This is a genomic window from Aquabacterium sp., assembly GCF_035476535.1.
In the GTDB taxonomy this organism is placed as follows: domain Bacteria; phylum Pseudomonadota; class Gammaproteobacteria; order Burkholderiales; family Burkholderiaceae_C; genus Pseudaquabacterium.
In genome coordinates, this window is record NZ_DATILJ010000008.1 from 1 (window position 1) to 17524 (window position 17524).

17 protein-coding genes are annotated in these 17524 nt (G+C 68.2%); 9 read left to right on the forward strand and 8 right to left on the reverse strand.

Features of this window, described 5'->3' with window-relative positions; all coding sequences use genetic code 11:
* The coding region (locus tag VLK61_RS00510) for a Crp/Fnr family transcriptional regulator (RefSeq protein WP_325417200.1) at positions 1-582 on the reverse strand (582 nt) is incomplete at its 3' end.
* A gap of 382 nt (positions 583-964) precedes the next feature.
* On the opposite strand from VLK61_RS00510, the gene VLK61_RS00515 reads away from it, so the two are divergent.
* Positions 965-1954: a catalase gene (locus VLK61_RS00515; RefSeq protein WP_325417201.1), complete on the forward strand. Its 990-nt coding sequence runs from the start codon at positions 965-967 to the stop codon at positions 1952-1954.
* A 113-nt stretch (positions 1955-2067) separates the two neighbouring features.
* On the opposite strand, the gene VLK61_RS00520 is transcribed toward VLK61_RS00515, so the two are convergent.
* Both VLK61_RS00520 and VLK61_RS00525 read right to left on the reverse strand, forming a co-directional pair.
* A complete protein-coding gene (locus tag VLK61_RS00520) occupies positions 2068-2925 on the reverse strand; it encodes an alpha/beta fold hydrolase (protein WP_325417202.1) in 858 nt (285 codons plus the stop codon).
* A gap of 70 nt (positions 2926-2995) precedes the next feature.
* Entirely contained in the window at positions 2996-3433 is a 438-nt protein-coding gene (locus tag VLK61_RS00525) for an Lrp/AsnC family transcriptional regulator (protein ID WP_325417203.1), read from the reverse strand.
* Between the two features lie 115 nt (positions 3434-3548).
* Between VLK61_RS00525 and VLK61_RS00530 the strand changes: the two genes are divergently transcribed.
* Complete coding sequence (locus VLK61_RS00530) at positions 3549-4643, forward strand: saccharopine dehydrogenase family protein (protein ID WP_325417204.1); 1095 nt, start codon at positions 3549-3551, stop codon at positions 4641-4643.
* 12 nt (positions 4644-4655) lie between these two features.
* Positions 4656-6161 carry an aldehyde dehydrogenase family protein gene (locus VLK61_RS00535; protein WP_325417206.1) on the forward strand — a complete coding sequence of 502 codons (1506 nt, stop codon included), beginning with the start codon at positions 4656-4658 and terminating at the stop codon, positions 6159-6161.
* Positions 6162-6200: 39 nt separating this feature from the next.
* On the opposite strand, the gene VLK61_RS00540 is transcribed toward VLK61_RS00535, so the two are convergent.
* The 3 genes from VLK61_RS00540 to VLK61_RS00550 all read right to left on the reverse strand — a co-directional run bounded on the left by VLK61_RS00540 (position 6201) and on the right by VLK61_RS00550 (position 8091).
* A complete protein-coding gene (locus tag VLK61_RS00540; RefSeq protein WP_325417207.1) occupies positions 6201-6539 on the reverse strand; it encodes a hypothetical protein in 339 nt (112 codons plus the stop codon).
* Between the two features lie 97 nt (positions 6540-6636).
* Positions 6637-7893 (reverse strand): S8 family peptidase, encoded by a 1257-nt coding sequence (locus VLK61_RS00545; RefSeq protein ID WP_325417208.1) that lies wholly within the window; start codon positions 7891-7893, stop codon positions 6637-6639.
* A gap of 33 nt (positions 7894-7926) precedes the next feature.
* The gene (locus VLK61_RS00550) at positions 7927-8091 is read right to left on the reverse strand and encodes a hypothetical protein (RefSeq protein WP_325417209.1); all 165 of its coding nucleotides are present in this window, start codon (positions 8089-8091) and stop codon (positions 7927-7929) included.
* Between the two features lie 378 nt (positions 8092-8469).
* Between VLK61_RS00550 and VLK61_RS00555 the strand changes: the two genes are divergently transcribed.
* Positions 8470-9822: a reverse transcriptase family protein gene (locus VLK61_RS00555; RefSeq protein ID WP_325417217.1), complete on the forward strand. Its 1353-nt coding sequence runs from the start codon at positions 8470-8472 to the stop codon at positions 9820-9822.
* Between the two features lie 4 nt (positions 9823-9826).
* Here VLK61_RS00555 and ggt read toward each other — a convergent pair whose 3' ends face one another.
* Both ggt and VLK61_RS00565 read right to left on the reverse strand, forming a co-directional pair.
* Entirely contained in the window at positions 9827-11551 is a 1725-nt protein-coding gene (gene ggt / locus VLK61_RS00560) for a gamma-glutamyltransferase (RefSeq protein ID WP_325417210.1), read from the reverse strand.
* A gap of 23 nt (positions 11552-11574) precedes the next feature.
* A complete protein-coding gene (locus tag VLK61_RS00565) occupies positions 11575-11964 on the reverse strand; it encodes a RidA family protein (RefSeq protein WP_325417211.1) in 390 nt (129 codons plus the stop codon).
* A 155-nt stretch (positions 11965-12119) separates the two neighbouring features.
* Here VLK61_RS00565 and VLK61_RS00570 point away from each other — a divergent pair, with 155 nt between their 5' ends.
* Genes VLK61_RS00570 through VLK61_RS00590 form a run of 5 tightly spaced genes read left to right on the forward strand, consistent with a single transcriptional unit; the run spans position 12120 to position 17454 of the window.
* Entirely contained in the window at positions 12120-13667 is a 1548-nt protein-coding gene (locus VLK61_RS00570) for an ABC transporter substrate-binding protein (RefSeq protein WP_325417212.1), read from the forward strand.
* Positions 13668-13671: 4 nt separating this feature from the next.
* On the forward strand, positions 13672-14613 hold the full coding sequence (locus VLK61_RS00575; RefSeq protein ID WP_325417213.1) for an ABC transporter permease: 942 nt from the start codon (positions 13672-13674) through the stop codon (positions 14611-14613).
* Positions 14613-15449: an ABC transporter permease gene (locus tag VLK61_RS00580; protein ID WP_325417214.1), complete on the forward strand. Its 837-nt coding sequence runs from the start codon at positions 14613-14615 to the stop codon at positions 15447-15449. The genes VLK61_RS00575 and VLK61_RS00580 overlap by 1 nt, the downstream gene beginning before the upstream one ends.
* Entirely contained in the window at positions 15446-16471 is a 1026-nt protein-coding gene (locus VLK61_RS00585; protein ID WP_325417215.1) for an ABC transporter ATP-binding protein, read from the forward strand. The genes VLK61_RS00580 and VLK61_RS00585 overlap by 4 nt, the downstream gene beginning before the upstream one ends.
* Entirely contained in the window at positions 16468-17454 is a 987-nt protein-coding gene (locus VLK61_RS00590; protein ID WP_325417216.1) for an ABC transporter ATP-binding protein, read from the forward strand. The genes VLK61_RS00585 and VLK61_RS00590 overlap by 4 nt, the downstream gene beginning before the upstream one ends.
* Positions 17455-17524: the final 70 nt, after the last annotated feature.

The window sequence follows — 17524 nt, forward strand, 5'->3', positions numbered from 1 at the left end:
CTCCTTCAGCACGCGGTTGACCATCTCGCGCGACGAGCCCACGCGCTCGGCGATGTCCTGCTGCGTCAGGCGCTGGCGCACGATGCGCTCCTCGCCCGCCGGATCGGACAGCTCCATCAGCACCCGCACCATGCGGCCATAGACGTCTTGCAGCGCCAGACTCTTCACCTGCTCGGTGAGGCGGCGCACCATGCGGCTGAGTTTCAGCGCCAGGTGCAGCGCAAAGTCAGGGTGCTGCGCCAGGAACTCGCGCAACTGCGCGCCCTGCACCACGCGGCAGCTGCAGGGCTCCAGCGCCATCACCGAGACCGAGCGGCGGCCGCCGTCGAACGACAGCTCGCCGAAGTACTCGCCCGGCCCATGTTCGCCAAGCACCACGTCACGGCCATCGTCGGAACTGGCATAGACCTTCACCCGGCCGCTCAGCACGACATAAAGCGAATCGGTGGTGTCGCCCTCATTGATCAGGATCGCGTGGGCCGGAAACGTGCGCGTGCCGCCATGCGTGGCGATCTCCGCCAGCAGGGCCTTGGGGATCGTGTCACCGATCGGCAGTGAGGGGTGCAGCGGCTCGGGCGACATGCCGGTGATTATTCATGCGCGTCCGGCTGTGATCAATGTCACTGCCGGGTCGAGCAGTCATCACTCGTGCTGAAGCGGGCCGGTTTCTACAGTCAGCTCCAAGCCGGCGCGAAGGGCGCGTGCAGGCCTCACCCCTGGAGCTGGCCATGAATTCCCTCTTCGGCAACATCCGCGTGCTCGTCCTCATCCTCGGCTTCGGCCTGGTCGCCCCGGTGGTGGCGCTGGCCGTCATCGCCGGCGTGTTCTGAGCCATCAGCTCCGCGCCTCACCGAAGAGCCTCGATGCAGCACGCCGAGCCGCCCTAGCCCAAAGCCTGCAGCCGCGCTAACCTCGCGGCACACGGCGTGCTACGGTGCGCTCCACCCGCACACTGGGCCTTCGCATGAGCAGCCACACCACGGCCAGCACCGATTGGCAGGAACACATCGCGCCCGACGAGGCCCAGCGCTTCGAGCGCTACGCACAGCAGATGGTCGAGCTGCAACGGCGCAAGTCGGCCCGCCACGGCAACGGGCGTGCGCTGCACCGCAAGCAGATCGTCGCGGCCCGCGGCACGCTGACGGTGCATGCCAACCTGCCTGCCTTCGCGCGGCACGGGCTGTTCGCCGAACCCGGCGCGCACGAGGCGCTGGTGCGCCTGTCCAACGGCGGCATGGACCGCGCGGCGGACAAGGTGCCCGATGTGCGCGGCTTCGCGATCAAGGTGCTGGGCGTGCAGGGTGACAGCGCGCTGGGCAACGGCCCGGCGACCAGCCAGGATTTCCTGCTGATCAACCAGCCCAAGTTCGCCTTTCCCGGCAGCGGCGAGTTCGTCGACTTCGTGCTCGCCGCCTCGCGCGGCAAGGGCGCGCTGCTGGCCTACCTGCTGCGGCGTTACGGCCTGATCGGCGGGCCACGGCGGCTGCTGCGTTTGCTGTCGTCGATCGGCGCGAAGTTCAGCGGCTATGCCACGGCGCAGCTGTTCAGCGCCGTGCCGATCGCCTGCGGCCCGTATGCCGTGCGCTTGCGGCTGGAGCCGGCGGCCGGCAATGGTGACGCGGCCAGCGGGAGTGACTTTGCGGCCGATGTCAGCGCGCGGCTGGCGCGGCAGCCGCTGCAGTGGACGCTGCAGTTGCAGCCCTTCACCGACGAGCGGGCCACGCCGATCGAGGATGCCTCAGTCAACTGGGTCTCGCCCTACACCACGGTGGCCACGCTGGTGCTGCCGCAGCAGGACCTGGCGTCCGCCTCGGGTCAGGTGCTGCAAGCCCAGGCCGAGGCCGGCGTGTTCGACCCCTGGCAGGCGCTGGCCGCGCACCGCCCGCTGGGCGATGTGCAGCGGGCGCGCAAGGTCATCTACTTCGCGAGCCAGCGCGAACGCGGCGCGGCGTAACCCGCCCACCCCCCGAGCGCCTTCGGCGCCTCCCCCAAGGGGGCGGCCGCCTGCGGACGGGCAGAGCCAGATCCGTGGCGGCTACTTGGCAATACAGTTCCTGCGCTGGACCCTCAAGCCTCAGCGGTCAGGATGAAATCACGCAGCAGCGCGAAGGCGGCTTCGGGCTCGTCGCGCCACGCGCCATGGCCCGAGCCGGCGAAGGCCGAGAAGCGCAGCAGGTGTTGCGGCAGCGCCGCCGCGATGTCGCGTGCATCGTCCAGCGGGCACACCGGGTCCAACGCCCCCGCCATCACCAGCACGGGGCACTGGGCCCCCGCCAGGCCGGGCAGCAGGTTCATCGTCTGCTGCTCGCCGCCGGCCGAGGCAAACAGGATCGGCTCGTTGAACACGATGCGCCGGTGCGCGTCGTCGGTCGCCGGCTGCACGGTGTTGTAGTGCCGCTTGCAGACACGGTTGTACTCGGCCCAGGTGGCTTCGTTCGGAGCGGTCCAGAAGCGTTCGGCCACCGCGCGGGCCTCGGCGCCGCCGAGTTGTTCGAACATCGCCAGCTTGCGCGGCAGCGCCATGTGCGGCGAGGTGCTGGACAGGATCACCTTGGCCGGATGCGCCGGGTGCCGCGCGATGTAGCGCTGCGCGACGAAGCCGCCGAAGGACTGGCCCAGCACGATGGGCTTGGTGATGCCGAGTGCATCGCACAAGCGCACCACGTCGTCAGCGAAGGTGTCCAGCGTCCACTCATCGGACGGCCGGCGATCGCTGCGGCCATGGCCGCGGTGGTCGTAGTAGACGATCTGCGCAATGTCGGCCAGGCGCGAGAACGCCGGCTTGAAGCCCGAATGGTCGTAGCCCGGGCCGCCGTGCAGCAGCAGCAATGTCGGCTTCTCGCGCCAGCCGGGACCGTCCGGCACCAGCGCCGGGCCTTCGATGTCGACGAACAGGCGCACGCCGGGCGCTAGGGTGATCAGCATGCTCAGAGGTGGCGGGTGGAGAAGCGGGGCATTGTGCGCGCCCATGGAGCGCGCGCCAGCCGCGGCACCACTACGCGCTGCGGTCGATGCGCACGGCCAGCACCACCGAGGTGGTGGTCTTCAACACGCCGTCGATCTCGCCGATCTCGTCGAGCAGCGCGTCCAGCCGCGCGGTGGTATCGGCGCGCAGGACCGCGATGTAGTCGAACTCGCCGCTGACCGAGCTGAGCTGCAGCAGTTCGGGAAGCTTCTGCAGCTTGCGGATCACGTCGCGCGACGATTTCGGCTGCAGCGTGATGCCGACATGGGCCATCACCCGCGGACGCTCGTCGTCCAGCCCCAGGCGCACCGTGTAGCCGACGATCACGCCCTCGCGCTCCAGCCGCGCCAGCCGCGCCACCACCGTGGTGCGCGCGATGCCGAGCTTGCGCGCCAGGTTGGCGGTGCTCTCGCGGGCATTGGCCTGCAGCAGCGTGATCAGGTCGCGGTCTGTCTGGTCTTTGGCCATAACGTCATGAACCGTTGACGAAACGGCAGGATTGTCAGCGCTTTCGTCGAACTCATGCTTTCTTTCGTCGCAGGACCTTCCTAGACTTTTGCCCATCGACCTGAAGGAGTTTTCCATGCGCATTGCCCTGCTCGGCGCCGGCCACATCGGCCAAACCATTGCCCAACTGCTCGGCGGCTCGGGGGACTACCAAGTCACCGTGGTCGACAAGAACCCGGCCACCTTGGCGCGCATCAGCGGCCGCGGCATCAGCACGCAGACCGTCGACACCGAAGACCGGCAGGCGCTGGCCAGCGTGCTGCGCGGGCAGGACGCGGTGGTCAATGCCCTGCCTTACCACCTGGCGATCACCGCCGCGCACCTGGCGCTGGAAGCCGGCTGCCACTACTTCGACCTCACCGAGGACGTCGCCGCCACCAAGGAGATCATGCGCATTGCCGCCGGCGCCAAGACCGCGTTCATGCCGCAGTGCGGCCTGGCGCCAGGCTTCATCGGCATCGTCGCGCATCACCTCGCGCAATCCTTCGATGCGCTGCACGACGTGAAGATGCGCGTCGGTGCGCTGCCCGCCTTCCCGACCAATGCGCTGAAGTACAACCTGACCTGGAGCGTCGACGGCCTGATCAACGAGTACTGCCACCCCTGCGAGATCATCAAGGACGGCGAGGCCATCGCCGCGCTGCCGATGGAAGGGCTGGAGCACTTCTCGCTGGACGGCACCGAGTACGAGGCCTTCAACACCTCCGGCGGCCTCGGCACGCTGTGCGAAACGCTGTCCGGCCGCGTGCGCAACCTCGACTACAAGACCGTGCGCTACCCCGGCCACCGCGACCTGATGTGCATGCTGCTCGAAGACCTGCAGTTGAAACACGACCAGGAGACGCTGAAGGCCATCATGCGCCGCTCGATGCCGGCGACGATGCAGGACGTGGTGCTGGTCTTCGTCACCGTCAGCGGCATGCGCAAGGGCACGCTGGTGCAGGAAGTCTTTGCGCGCAAGATCTTCGCCGATCGCAGCGAGACCGCGCCGCTGTCTGCCATCCAGATCACCACGGCCGCCGGCATCTGCGCCGCGGTCGACCTGTTCCGTGAGGGCAAGCTGCCGCCAAGCGGCTTCATCCGGCAGGAACAGGTAGAGTTGCCGGCCTTCCTGGCCAACCGCTTCGGCAAGGCGTACCAACAGTCACGCCAGGTCGAATCCATCGGTTGAAGAGAGATTCTCATGAGCACTGCCACCACCCTGCTCGGCGCCCTGGGCGTCGTTCCCGAGGCCTACGCTGCAGGCACCCTCACTGCGCGGTCACCCATCGACGGCAGCACGATGGGCCTGGTGCCCGATGCCGGCGCCGAGGCGATGAACGCGGCCGTCGATCACGCGCACACCGCCTTCCTGGCCTGGCGCAAGGTGCCGGCGCCGCGCCGTGGCGAACTGGTGCGGCTGTTCGGCGAAGAGCTGCGTGCGCACAAGTCCCAGCTGGCCGCGCTGGTGACGCTGGAAGCTGGCAAGATCACCAGCGAAGGCCTGGGGGAAGTGCAGGAAATGATCGACATCTGCGACTTCGCCGTCGGCTTGTCGCGCCAGCTGCATGGCCTGACCATCGCCAGCGAGCGCCCCGGCCACCGCATGATGGAGCAGTGGCATCCGCTGGGCGTCGTTGGCGTCATCAGCGCGTTCAACTTCCCGGTGGCGGTGTGGGCGTGGAACGCCGCGCTCGCGCTGGTCTGCGGCAATTCGGTGGTGTGGAAGCCCTCGGAGAAGACGCCGCTGACGGCGCTGGCCACGCAAGCGCTGTTCGAACGCGCGCTGAAGCGCTTCGGTCATGACGCACCAGCCCACTTGAGCCAGGTGCTCAACGGCCTGGCGGCCACTGGCCAGGCGATGGTCGACCACCCGCAAGTCGCGCTGGTCTCGGCCACCGGTTCCACCCGCATGGGTCGCATCGTCGGCCCACGCGTGGCCGCTCGTTTTGGGCGTTCTCTGCTGGAGCTGGGCGGCAACAACGCGATCATCGTCACGCCCTCGGCCGACCTCGATCTGGCCGTGCGCGGCATCGTCTTCGGGGCTTACGGCACAGCGGGCCAGCGCTGCACGACGACGCGCCGCATCATGGCCCACAGCAGCATTCACGATGCGCTGGTGGCCCGGCTGGAGCGCGCCCGCGCGAGCCTGAAGATCGGTGATCCGCGCGAGGCCGGCGTGCTGGTCGGCCCGCTGGTGGATCAAGCCGCGTTCGACGGCATGCAGCAGGCCCTGGTGCAGGCCCGTGAACAAGGCGGCCAGGTGGCCGGTGGAGAACGCGTGCTGGCCGCCGCGCAGCCGAATGCCTGGTACGTGGCACCGGCGCTGGTGCAGATGCCCGCACAAACGGCAGTGGTCTGCCACGAGACCTTCGCGCCCATCCTCTACACGCTGCGCTACGACACGCTGGACGAAGCCATCGCCTTGCAGAACGGAGTACCGCAGGGCTTGTCCTCGGCCGTCTTCACCAACGACTTGCGCGAAGCCGAAGCCTTCCTGGCCGCCAGCGGCTCGGACTGTGGCATCGCGAACGTCAACATCGGCACCTCGGGCGCCGAGATCGGTGGTGCGTTTGGCGGCGAGAAGGAAACTGGCGGTGGCCGCGAATCAGGCTCGGATGCCTGGCGCAACTACATGCGCCGGGCGACCAACACCGTGAACTACTCGCGTTCGCTGCCGCTGGCGCAAGGCGTGCAGTTCGACATCTGAACGACGACCGACGGCAGAGCCGGCCCGGCGACCGGCGCTCTACGGCTTGGTGGAGTTGAGCGTCGCACCCGCCACTTCGCCCTGCTCGATCAAGGCACGCAAATACTGCCGCGGCGCCTGAACAAAGGCACTGCCGGTCAGCGGGAACGGCGTCACACGCGCAGGCTGGGTGCCGGTGATCTCCCCAGCACGGGCCAGGGCGTGAGCAATGGCCTTCGACATCGCTTGCGCGCGCAACTCGCGTCTTTGCATGATCGGCATCGTGCCCGCAGCAGGCTGGACGTCAGTTTCGAACTTGAGCACAACGTCGATCAGTTCGTCGGGCCCGACGTTCGCATCCAAGGCACGCTGAAGCCGCGTTTCGACTTTAGGTTGCATCAGATCGACTCCTGTCGCATTACACCCCTGACAGCATAGACCATCGGGCAAGGAGCACTCCTATAACCCTGCCGACCCGTTCACGTCACCTCGGGTTTCAAGCTGCGTTTTCGCCAGAAGCCACGGCCAACTTCAATGCCGCCAAGGCCAAGACCGCGTCTGGCATGCCGCGCCCGGCACGGGTTTCGGGCATGTGGCCCGAGCGCCGCGCGGACGCAAAGATGGCCGACTCGACCTGCGCCACGCTGGCGTCCGGGAAGGCCTCGAACAACAAAGCTGCCAGGCCCGCCACATGCGGGGTCGCCATCGACGTGCCCTGCATGCGCTGGAATCCCCCGCCCGGCGCGGCCGACCAGATGTCCACGCCAGGCGCCACGATGTCCGGGACGATGCTGTCCACATCCCGCACCATGACTTCGCTGCCGGAGAAACCCGGTACGCGCGCGCTCGGCCCGGCAGCGCCAACGCTCAGCGCCTGCACATAGTTGCCGGGGGATCGTGTCGAACCCTCGCCTTCGTTGCCGGCCGCAATGACCGGCAGGCATTCGTTGGCCCGCAGCGCGTCGATGATGGACAAGAAGCTGTCCACGTAGTTCGGCCAGCCCAAGGACAGGTTCAGCACTCGCGCGCCGTTCTGCAGCGCCCATTCCATGCCGCCCAGCACGCGGGCGATGGCGTCGCCGCCTTCGATGACCTCCGCAGTCAGCAGTCTGGCCTTCGGCGCCACGCCCACGTGAACCTTCTTGAACGGCCGCCCCGCGATCGTGCCCGCAGTGTGCGTTCCGTGATCATCGCTATCCGTCGGCGGCTTCGACGCCTTGCCCTCCTGGCCGAACATGTCAAAAACAGCGGCCTTCTCGATGGCTTGGTCCAACACCGGGTGCGCGCCGTCGATGCCGGTGTCCAGGTGCCCGATCAGAACCCCAGCGCCGCTCAAGCCTTCAGCCCACAGCGCATCGACCTTGAGGGCCCGGATACCCCAGGTCGGACCCTTCTCAGGTTTGCTGGGCGCCGAGGCTGCGGCCGACGCCGTGTAGGGAATCGGCCGGATCATGCGCAGGCTGTTGGCCTCGGACACGGCTGTAACGGCCTTGTGCTTGCGCATGGCCTCCAGGCCATCGCGCGTGACCGCGCCATAGGCCAAACCGAGCCTGGGGAACACCAGCATGGGCTGCGCCGCGGCCGCACCGCGCCTGCGGCCGCGTGCCGCACCTGCACTCAGCATGGCGCCACGCGAACCCGCTTCGGCGTCGAACAGCGTCGCCAGCGATTTCATGTCGCCGGGTGCCGTGGAAGCAAGCCGTACCAGGACGCCGGCAGCCCGGCGGTGGGTCAGTAGGTCTTCGATGCTCATCGTGCATGTCTCCTTGGTGTGGTCGGCACAGGGTCAGGGCAGCGCCCGAATGCGATCGGCAACTCGTCGCGCCAATCGCGATGGGCGCTGGCCGCCGTCTGCTGCCAATCCGCTGCGGCGGGCACGGGCTTGGGTCTTCAATTGATCAACGGCTTCAGCCGACAACGCATCGAGCTGCGCGTCCGTCAGTTGCTTCATCACGGGCATCCTGGGTCTCCCTCGTTGACTCGACGCGGCGCGCCGCCGCCAAGCGATAGGCGGCCAACTGCTTGCAGTCTCATGCCAGCGCCCAAGCCCTTGCATCAACACGATGAGGGACGTCTTTTCCCGCGACGGACCGGCGGCAGCCGCATATCACGTGCACCCGGCGCCCGACTTAAGATCCGCCCCGGCGCCAGCCCGCCAAGCATTCACCGGGACTGACCACCGATTCGTCGGCCGAAGCCTGGGCTCCGGGGTTTCCCCAGGGCAGATTCACCACCGTGCCCAACCGGCGCGTGACCCGAAGTGCGCTGACGCGCACGTCCGATCGCGCTTCACCTGCAGGTTGGCGGGCTGGTCGCCACCTTGGCGCCGATGCAGCAGCAGCTCAGCTACCGTGAATGGATTGCCCGTGGCCTGGCGCATGCGCTGCTGGCCGACCGCGATGCGCCCGGCGCGACGGCCTTGCATGCGCTGCGCGCGCGTGCCGCAGCAGCACTCGGTGAACAACCGGCCTGGCTGCCCGGCCTGATTGAAGCTATCGGCGCGGGCGCGGTGCAGCGGCTGGACCTGCACACGCTGACCGCGCACGTCCTGCAGTTGCCGGCCTTCCATGCCGTGTTCGAACTGGCCACGCCGCGCATCCGCCGGCTGATCCTGCGGCCGGCGCAGATGGCCACGCGCCCACTCGGCCTGCACGAGGCCGTGCTGCCCAGCCTGGCCACCCACACCGACCTGGCCGACTTTCTGGGCCTGCGCACCGATCGCCTGGACTGGCTGGCCGGCGAAGCCCAGCACTACCGCGGTCCGGTCGATGGCCGACGCAGTGCCACGCAGCACTACCACCCGCAGCTGCAGCCCAAGCGCCAAGGCGGGCTGCGCCTGATCGAAGCGCCCAAGGCCGAGCTGAAACTGGCCCAACGCCGCCTGCTCGACGGCCTGCTGCACGCCGTGCCGGTGCACGAAGCGGCGACGGCCTATGCGCCCGGGCGATCGGTGCGCGCGCATGCCGCAGCGCACACCGGCCAAGCGGTGCTCGTGCGCTTCGACCTGACGGACTTCTTTCCGAGCATCCGCGCCTCCCGCGTGCACGCGCTGTGGCGCACGCTGGGCTACCCGGCGGGCGTGGCGCGCACGCTCACAACACTGTGCACCACGCGCACGCCGCCGGCCGTGCGCGCCCGCCTGCGTGAAGCCGGCGCCATCGACTGGCTGGGCGCCAAGCGCCTGGCCGCCGCGCACCTGCCGCAGGGGGCGCCGACCTCGCCGGCGTTGGCCAATCTCTGCTGCTTTCGGCTGGACCTGCGGCTGGACGGCCTGGCGCACGCCTTCGACGCGCGCTATACGCGTTATGCCGACGACATCGTGTTCTCCGGCTCGGCGCTGCTGCGCGACCGCCTGGTGTCGCTCAGCAGCTGGGTCGCCGGCATCGCCGCCGACGAAGGCTTCGTGCTGCACCCGCGCAAGACCCGCTGCCTGCCGCAGCACCGGCAGCAGCGCATCACCGGTGTGGTGGTCAATCGGCACACGAACCTGCCGCGAGAGGACTTCGACCGGCTCAAGGCCTGCCTGCACCGCTGCCTGCAGCATGGGCCGCCCGACGACGCGCAGCGCGCCGAACTGCGCGGCCGCATCGCCTGGGCCACGCAGCTGAACCCGGCGCGCGGCGCGAAGCTTCAGGCCATGTTCGAACGCATTGCCTGGCCCGCGCCCGCGGCGCCGCCGTGAGCCGTCAATACCCCAGCGCCAGCCCGGTATTGCGCCGCGGATCGTTCGCGCCATAGAAGCGCTTGTTGCCCACCGGCTTGCCACCCAGGCTCGGCGCGCCGACGAGGATCGCCGCCATGTGGTTGGCCGGCTGCGGGTTGCCGATCTTGTGGCCCATGCCTTCCAGCAGCTTGAGGGTGTCCGGGCTCAGCGCGAACTTCTCGACGTTGGTGGCCTCGGGCAGCCATTGCTGGTGGAAACGCGGCGCGTCGACGGCTTCCTGCACCGTCATGCCGTAGTCGATGACGTTCAGGATGCTGTGCAGCACCGCGGTGATGATGCGGCTGCCGCCCGGCGTGCCGACCACCATCACCGGCTTGCCGTTCTGCGTGACGATGGTCGGGCTCATCGAACTCAGCGGGCGCTTGCCGGGCGCGATGGCATTGGCCTCGCCCTGCACCAGGCCGTACAGGTTGGGCACGCCGATCTTCGCGGTGAAATCGTCCATCTCGTTGTTCAGCAGCACGCCGGTCCTGGCGGCGGTGACCTTGGCGCCGAACCAATCGTTCAGCGTGTAGGTCACCGACACCGCGTTGCCGTGGCGGTCGATGATCGAGTAGTGCGTGGTGTTGCTGCCTTCATGCGGCGCAACGCCGGGCTTGATGTCCTTGGACACGCCGGCCTTCTGCGGGTCGATCGCGCCGCGGATGTTCTGCGCGTAGGCCTTGTCCAGCAGGCGCTCCAGCGGGTTCTTCACGAAATCCGGGTCCCCGAGGTAGCTGTTGCGGTCGACATAGGCATGGCGCATCGCCTCGATCTGGTAGTGCACCGCCTGCGCGGAGCGGTAACCCAGGTCCTTCAGCGGGTAGCCTTCGAGCACGTTGAGGATCTCGCAGATGATCACGCCGCCGGAGCTGGGCGGCGGCGCCGAGACGATGCGGTAGCCGCGGTAGTCGCATTCCACCGGCGGCATCTCGCGCGTGCTGTACTGGTCCAGGTCGGCCTGCGTGATGATGCCCTTGCCCGCCTGGCTGGAAGCGACGATGGCCGCACCCACCGGGCCCTGGTAGAAACCGGCGGGGCCTTTCTGGCTGATCAGCCGCAGCGTCTTCGCCAGGTCTTTCTGCACCAGCTTCTGGCCCACCGCGAAGGGCTCGCCCTTGTTCAGGAAGATCGCGCCGGAGGCCGGGTCCTTGCGGAAGTCCTCGGTCGCGGTGCGCAGCATGTCGACATCGCCCTGCTCTAGCACGAAGCCCTTGTCGGCCAGCGCGATGGCTGGCGCGATCAACGCGGCGCGCGGCTTCGTGCCGTACTTGCTGCGCGCCAGTTCCAGCCCGGACACCGTGCCCGGCACACCCACCGCCAGGTGGCCATTCGTGCTCAAGCCCTTGACCACGTTGCCTTGCGCATCGAGGTACATGTTGGCGGTCGCCGCCAGCGGCGCCTTCTCGCGGAAGTCGAAGAAGGTCTTGCGGCCGTCGGCCAACTGCAGCGTCATGAAACCACCGCCGCCCAGGTTGCCCGCGGCCGGGTACACCACCGCCAGCGCATAGCCCACGGCCACCGCGGCATCGACGGCATTGCCGCCCTTCTTCAGCACGTCGACACCGATCCGCGTGGCCAGGTGCTGCGCGCTGACGACCATGCCGTTCTCGGCGGCCACCGGGGCCACCGAAGCCGCCTGCGCCAGTGCGCAGCAAGCCGCGGCGACAAAGGCTGCGAACGGGCGCAGCCGGAAGAGGTGTTTCATCGGGCGATCTCCGGGTCGGGTTGTCAGGACCTGGGTTTGTACGCCACCACGTCGATCTCCACCTTGGCGTCCACCATCAAGCGCGCTTCGGTCGTCGAGCGCGCCGGCTTCGGGCCGCTGAACTGTTCCATGTAGACGCGGTTGAAGGCGCCGAAGTCGCGCGCATCGTGCAACCACACGGTGGCCTTGCAGACATCGTCCAGCGTGCAGCCGGTCAGCGCCAGCACCTTTCGCAGGTTATCGAACACCTGGCGTGTCTGCGCCTCGATGCCGCCGGCGACGATCTCGCCCGCGTCGTTGGCCGGCACCTGGCCGGAGACATAAACGAAGTCGCCGGCACGCACGGCCGGTGAAAACGGACGGGGCTGACGGTCAGAAGCGAGCGGCGGATTGCCCAGGTGTTCAAGCGGCATGTAGATCTCCTGTTGCGGGAGCCGAATCTTCGCCGAACTGAAATGTCATTTCAACAGAACAACGATTGATTCGGGTTTACGCGAATTCCAGGCACGAATCTGGCTAACTATCGTCTAGATACTGAAATTCACTTTCACGCCACCGGAGAACCTGGATGCTTCACTTCCCCGCCTCCCGCCGACTGCTGCTGGCTCTGCTCACCGGCGCCCTGGCCGGTGCTTCGCTGGTCGCGCAGGCGCAGCCCGCGAAATCGGCGCTGAACCTGGCGATGGTGGCCGAGCCGCAGACGCTGGACCCGATGGCGTCCACCGCCGACCTGGTCGGCACCATCATGCAGCACGTCTACGAGCCGCTGTACACCTTCGATGCCAAGTGGGCCATCGTGCCGATGCTGGCCGAAGCGCTGCCCACGGTGTCCAAGGACGGGCTGAAATACACCATCCCGCTGCGCAAGGGCGTGCAATTGCACAGCGGCCGCGAACTGCTGGCCGACGACGTGGTGGCCAGCCTCAGGCGCTGGATGGAGATGGCGCCGCGCGGCAAGGCCGTGGCCAAGGAATTGGCCTCGCTCGAAGCCAAGGGCACGCACACGGTGGAACTGGTGCTGAAGACGCCTTATGCGCCGCTGCTGCCGCAGCTGGCGCTGCCCAGCGGCATGGCCGCGATCATGGCCAAGGAGGCCATCGCCAACCCGCTGACCAGCTTCGTCGGCACCGGTCCCTACCGTTTCAAGGAACGCCGGCCCGACCAGTACGTGCTGCTCACCCGCTTCGAGCAATACAGCCCTCGCAAGGAGCCGGCCAACGGCTACGGCGGCAAGCGCGAGGCCGCTGTCGAGGAGCTGCGCTTCGTACCCGTGCCCAATGCCAACACGCGGGTCGAAGGCGCACTCGCCGGCCAGTTCCAGTACGCCGACCTGCTGCCGATCGAAGCGCTGCCGCGGCTGGAAAAGGCCGCCGGCAAGACGCTGCCGGTGATGACTGCGTCCTTCGGCTTCCCCTACCTGGTGCTCAACACCAAGGAAGGCGTGATGGCCGCCCAGCCCCTGCGCAAGGCGGTGCAGATCGCCATCGGCCAGGGCGAGATGCTGGCGGCGGGTTTTGGCGACACACGCTTCTTCATCGCCGAGGGCAACCACTTCCCCAAGGGCACGCCGTTCTTTTCGGAAGCCGGCGCGGACGCGTACAACGAGCGCAATGCCAACAAGGCCAAGGCCGCCGCCGCAGCCGCCGGCTACAAGGGCGAGACGATCCGCGTGCTCACCAGCCGCCAGTACGACTTCCACTACAACATGGCACTGATCATGGCCGAGCAGCTGAAGCGCGCCGGTTTCAAGGCCGAGCTGAACGTCGTCGACTGGGCCACGCTGGTGCAGCGCCGCAACGACGCCAAGCTGTGGGACATCTACGTCACGCACTCGGGCCAGTTCCCCGAGCCGATGCTGTCGCCGCCGCAGCTGGGTGAAGGCGCCCCCGGCTGGTGGGGCACGCCGGCCAAGACCGCCGCGCTGGCCGCTTTCAACCAGGAAACCAACCCGGCCAAGCGCGCGACGCTGTGGGGCGCGGTGCAGAAAGTGGTCTACGACGAGGTGCCCTACATCAACGTCGGCAAGTTCAACAGCTTGTCGGCGAGGGCGCCGAATCTGGAAGGCTATGTGCCGGCGACGTGGCCGTTCTTCTGGAACGTCAGGCTCAAGAGCTGAGCTCGTGTGGAAGTACCTCGGCTCGCGCCTGGCCGGCATGGCGGTGGTGATGGCCCTCGTCGCGGTGATGGTGTTCATCCTGACCCGCGCGGCATCGGGCGACCCAGTGTCGGTGCTGCTGGGCGACCAGGCCACGGCCGCCGACATCGCGCGGGTGCAGGTTCAGTACGGCCTGGACCGGCCGCTGCCGGTGCAGTTCGGCTATTGGCTGAAAGAGCTGGCCAGGGGCAATCTCGGCGACTCGATCTTCCTGCAGCGCCCCGTCACGCAAGCGCTGTGGGAACGCGCCGAGCCCACCACCTTGCTGGCGCTGATGGCGGTGGCCATCGCGACGCTGATCGGCGTGCCGGCCGGCATCGTCGGCGCGGTGTTCCGCGGCCGCTGGATCGACCAGGTCTTCACCTCGCTGGCGATGCTGGGCGCCAGCATCCCCAGCTTCTGGCTGGGCCTGGTGCTGATGCAGCTGTTCGCGGTCTCGCTCGGCTGGTTCCCGGTGTCGGGCTATGGCGACCCGGGTGCGCCGCTCCATGAGCGCCTGCACTATCTGGTGCTGCCGGCCACGGTGCTGGGGCTGTTGAACTCGGCGTTGATCATCCGCTTCACACGCGCGTCGATGCTGGATGTGCTGAACGAGGACTATGTGCGCACCGCGCGCGCCAAGGGCCTGGGCGAGATCCCGGTGGTGCTCAAGCATGCGTTGCGCAATGCGCTGGTGCCCATCGTCACGGTGATCGGCCTGACGGTGGCGCTGATGATCGGCGGCGCCGTGGTCACCGAAACGGTGTTCGGCCTGCCCGGCGTCGGTAACCTGGTCGTTAGCGCGGTGCTGCGGCGCGACTATCCTGTCATCCAGGGGGCCTTGCTGGTCATTGCGATGATCTACGTGCTGATCAATTTTCTCGTCGACCTGCTCTACACGGTCGTCGACCCGCGGGTGAAGTTCTGATGTGGCCAACCCTCCAAAAGCTCTTCCGCCGCAAGATCGTGCTGCTCGCGGCCCTGCTGCTGGCCGCCGTCGCGCTGGCCGCATTGACCGCACAGTGGCTCACCCCCTATGACCCGAATGACACGGCCGTGCTGCAACGGCTGAAAGCACCCAGTGGCGAGCACTGGCTGGGTACCGACGAGCTCGGCCGCGACCTGTTCTCGCGCATCGCCTTCGGTGGCCGCTATTCGCTGGCCATCGCCGCGCTCACTGCGGTCGGCGCCATCGTCGGCGGCAGCGTGATGGGCCTGGTCGCCGGCTTCTTCCGCCGGCTCGATGCACCGCTGATGCGCGTGGTCGACGCGATGATGTCGCTGCCCGACATCCTGCTGGCGATCTCGCTGGTCGCCATCCTTGGGCCATCGCTGCTGAACGTGGTGCTGGCGCTGGTACTGGTCTACACGCCGCGCGTCGCGCGCGTGGTGCGTGCATCGACGCTGGTCGTGCGAGAACTGCTGTTCGTCGAAGCGGCGCGGGCCATCGGCATCTCGACCGCGCGCATCCTGTGGCGCCACATCCTGCCGAACCTGCTGTCGCCGATTCTCGTGCAGGCTTCGTTCATCTTTGCCTACGCCATCCTCGCCGAAGCGGCGCTCAGCTTCCTCGGCGTCGGTGTGCCGCCGGACATCCCCACCTGGGGCACGATGGTCGCCGGCAGCCAGCAGTATGCGCACCAGGCCATCGGCGTGGTGTTGTTTCCGGGGTTGGCCATCATCGTCACCGCCTTGTCGCTGCAACTGCTGGGCGACGGCGTGCGCGACCTGCTGGACCCGCGCCTGAAGAAGTCGATGTCATGAATACCCCGCGCCTCAAGGTCACGCAGCTCAGCACCGCCTTCCACACCGACGAGGGCACCGTGCCCTCGGTGGCCGATGTCAGCTTCACGATCCAGCCGGGCCAGACCACCGCGCTGGTCGGTGAATCGGGCTCGGGCAAGTCAGTGACCAGCCTGACGCTGATGCGCCTGCTGCCGCCCACCGCCCGCACCACCGTCACCGGCTCGGCGCTGTTCGTCGACCGCGCCGGCGAGACGGTGGACCTGCTGACGCTGCCCGAGCGCCGCATGCGCGGCCTGCGTGGCAACCAGATCGCGATGATCTTTCAGGAGCCGATGACCAGCCTGAACCCGGTGTTCACGATCGGCGAGCAGATCGCCGAGAGTCTGCGCTTGCACAAGGGCATGGACAGCCGCGCGGCGCTGGCGCAAGCCCAGCGGCTGCTGGAACGGGTCGAGATCCCGGCCGCGGCGCAGCGCCTGCACGAATACCCGCACCAGCTCTCCGGCGGCATGCGCCAGCGCGTGATGATTGCGCTGGCCATGGCCTGCGAGCCGACGCTGCTGATCGCCGACGAGCCCACCACCGCGCTGGACGTCACGATCCAGGCGCAGATCCTCGCGCTGATGCGCCGGCTGCAGCGGGAGACCGGCACCAGCATCCTGTTCATCACCCACAACCTCGGCGTCGTCGCGCACCATGCCGACGAGGTGGCGGTGATGTATGCCGGGCGCATCGTCGAAGCGGCACCGGTGCGCGAGCTGTTCGCGCGGCCGCGCCACCCGTACACGCAGGGGCTGATGAACTGCCTGCCGGCGCGGCAGAAGCACGCAGCGGCCGGCGGCCCGAAGCGGCTGTATGCCATCCGCGGCCAGGTGGCCAGCCCCTTCGCGCCGCCATCGGGCTGCGCCTTTGCACCGCGCTGCGACAAGACCCTGGGTGCCGCCTGCGACGCGGCGATGCCACCGCTGCTGCCCGACGGCCCGCAGCGCCAGACCCGCTGCGTGCTGACGCAATCGATGAGCGGAGCGCTTGCCGCATGACGACCACCGCCGCCGCCGCCCCGCTGATCGAAGTCAGGCACCTGAAGCGCTACTTCGGCAGCCCCTCGCGCCCGGTGCGCGCGGTCGACGACGTGTCGTTCAGCATCCAGCCCGGCGAGACGCTGGGCCTGGTCGGCGAATCGGGCTCGGGCAAGAGCACCATCGGCCGCACGCTGCTGCGCCTGATCGAGGCCAGCGAGGGCCAGGTGCTGTACCGCGGCGAAGACCTGGGCGCGGCATCGTCCAGGCGCATGCGTTCCCTGCGCAGCAAGCTGCAGATCATCTTCCAGGACCCGTATGCGAGCCTGAATCCGAAGATGCGCGTGCGCGACATCCTGGGCGAAGCGCTGCACACCCATTCGCTGGTCAAGGGGAAGGCCGCCACCGCCGATCGCATCGCCGAGCTGTTGCGCCTGGTGGGGCTGCAGCCCGAGCATGGCGCGCGCTTTCCGCATGAATTCTCGGGTGGCCAGCGCCAGCGCATCGGCGTCGCCAGGGCGCTGTCGGTGGAGCCCGAATTCATCGTCGCCGACGAGCCGCTGTCGGCGCTCGACGTGTCGATCCAGGCGCAGGTGGTCAACCTGCTGTGCGACCTGCGCGACCGGCTGTCGCTCACCATGCTGTTCATCTCGCACGACCTGGATGTGGTCGAGTACCTGTGCGATCGCGTCGTGGTGCTCTACCTCGGCCGCGTGATGGAAGTGGCGCCCACGCAAGACCTGTTCGCGCGGCCGCTGCATCCCTACACCCAGGCGCTGCTCGCCGCGTCGCCGACGCCCGACCCGCAGGTCAAGACAATTCACATCCCGCTGAAGGGCGACATCCCGAGCCCGGTGAATCCGCCTTCGGGTTGCGTGTTCCGCACGCGTTGCCCTTATGCGATCGACGCCTGCGCCCAGACGCGGCCGGAGCCTCGCGCGATGGGCGGCGGGCGCTTCAAGGCCTGCATCCGCGACGACATTCCCTCATTGGCGCCCCCATGACATCCGGAAGTACAACCATGGTCCCCCGCGTCCTCGAAAAAATTGCCGCGATCATCGACCGCGCCCCCGC

Excerpts from the sequence above, each read along its gene's own strand:
- VLK61_RS00515 (WP_325417201.1), top strand. The coding sequence starts at position 965 with ATGAGCAGCCACACCACGGCCAGCACCGATTGGCAGGAACACATCGCG.
- VLK61_RS00520 (WP_325417202.1), bottom strand. The coding sequence starts at position 2,925 with ATGCTGATCACCCTAGCGCCCGGCGTGCGCCTGTTCGTCGACATCGAA.
- VLK61_RS00525 (WP_325417203.1), bottom strand. The coding sequence starts at position 3,433 with ATGGCCAAAGACCAGACAGACCGCGACCTGATCACGCTGCTGCAGGCC.
- VLK61_RS00530 (WP_325417204.1), top strand. The coding sequence starts at position 3,549 with ATGCGCATTGCCCTGCTCGGCGCCGGCCACATCGGCCAAACCATTGCC.
- VLK61_RS00535 (WP_325417206.1), top strand. The coding sequence starts at position 4,656 with ATGAGCACTGCCACCACCCTGCTCGGCGCCCTGGGCGTCGTTCCCGAG.
- VLK61_RS00540 (WP_325417207.1), bottom strand. The coding sequence starts at position 6,539 with ATGCAACCTAAAGTCGAAACGCGGCTTCAGCGTGCCTTGGATGCGAAC.
- VLK61_RS00545 (WP_325417208.1), bottom strand. The coding sequence starts at position 7,893 with ATGAGCATCGAAGACCTACTGACCCACCGCCGGGCTGCCGGCGTCCTG.
- VLK61_RS00550 (WP_325417209.1), bottom strand. The coding sequence starts at position 8,091 with ATGAAGCAACTGACGGACGCGCAGCTCGATGCGTTGTCGGCTGAAGCC.
- VLK61_RS00555 (WP_325417217.1), top strand. The coding sequence starts at position 8,470 with ATGCAGCAGCAGCTCAGCTACCGTGAATGGATTGCCCGTGGCCTGGCG.
- ggt (WP_325417210.1), bottom strand. The coding sequence starts at position 11,551 with ATGAAACACCTCTTCCGGCTGCGCCCGTTCGCAGCCTTTGTCGCCGCG.
- VLK61_RS00565 (WP_325417211.1), bottom strand. The coding sequence starts at position 11,964 with ATGCCGCTTGAACACCTGGGCAATCCGCCGCTCGCTTCTGACCGTCAG.
- VLK61_RS00570 (WP_325417212.1), top strand. The coding sequence starts at position 12,120 with ATGCTTCACTTCCCCGCCTCCCGCCGACTGCTGCTGGCTCTGCTCACC.
- VLK61_RS00580 (WP_325417214.1), top strand. The coding sequence starts at position 14,613 with ATGTGGCCAACCCTCCAAAAGCTCTTCCGCCGCAAGATCGTGCTGCTC.
- VLK61_RS00585 (WP_325417215.1), top strand. The coding sequence starts at position 15,446 with ATGAATACCCCGCGCCTCAAGGTCACGCAGCTCAGCACCGCCTTCCAC.
- VLK61_RS00590 (WP_325417216.1), top strand. The coding sequence starts at position 16,468 with ATGACGACCACCGCCGCCGCCGCCCCGCTGATCGAAGTCAGGCACCTG.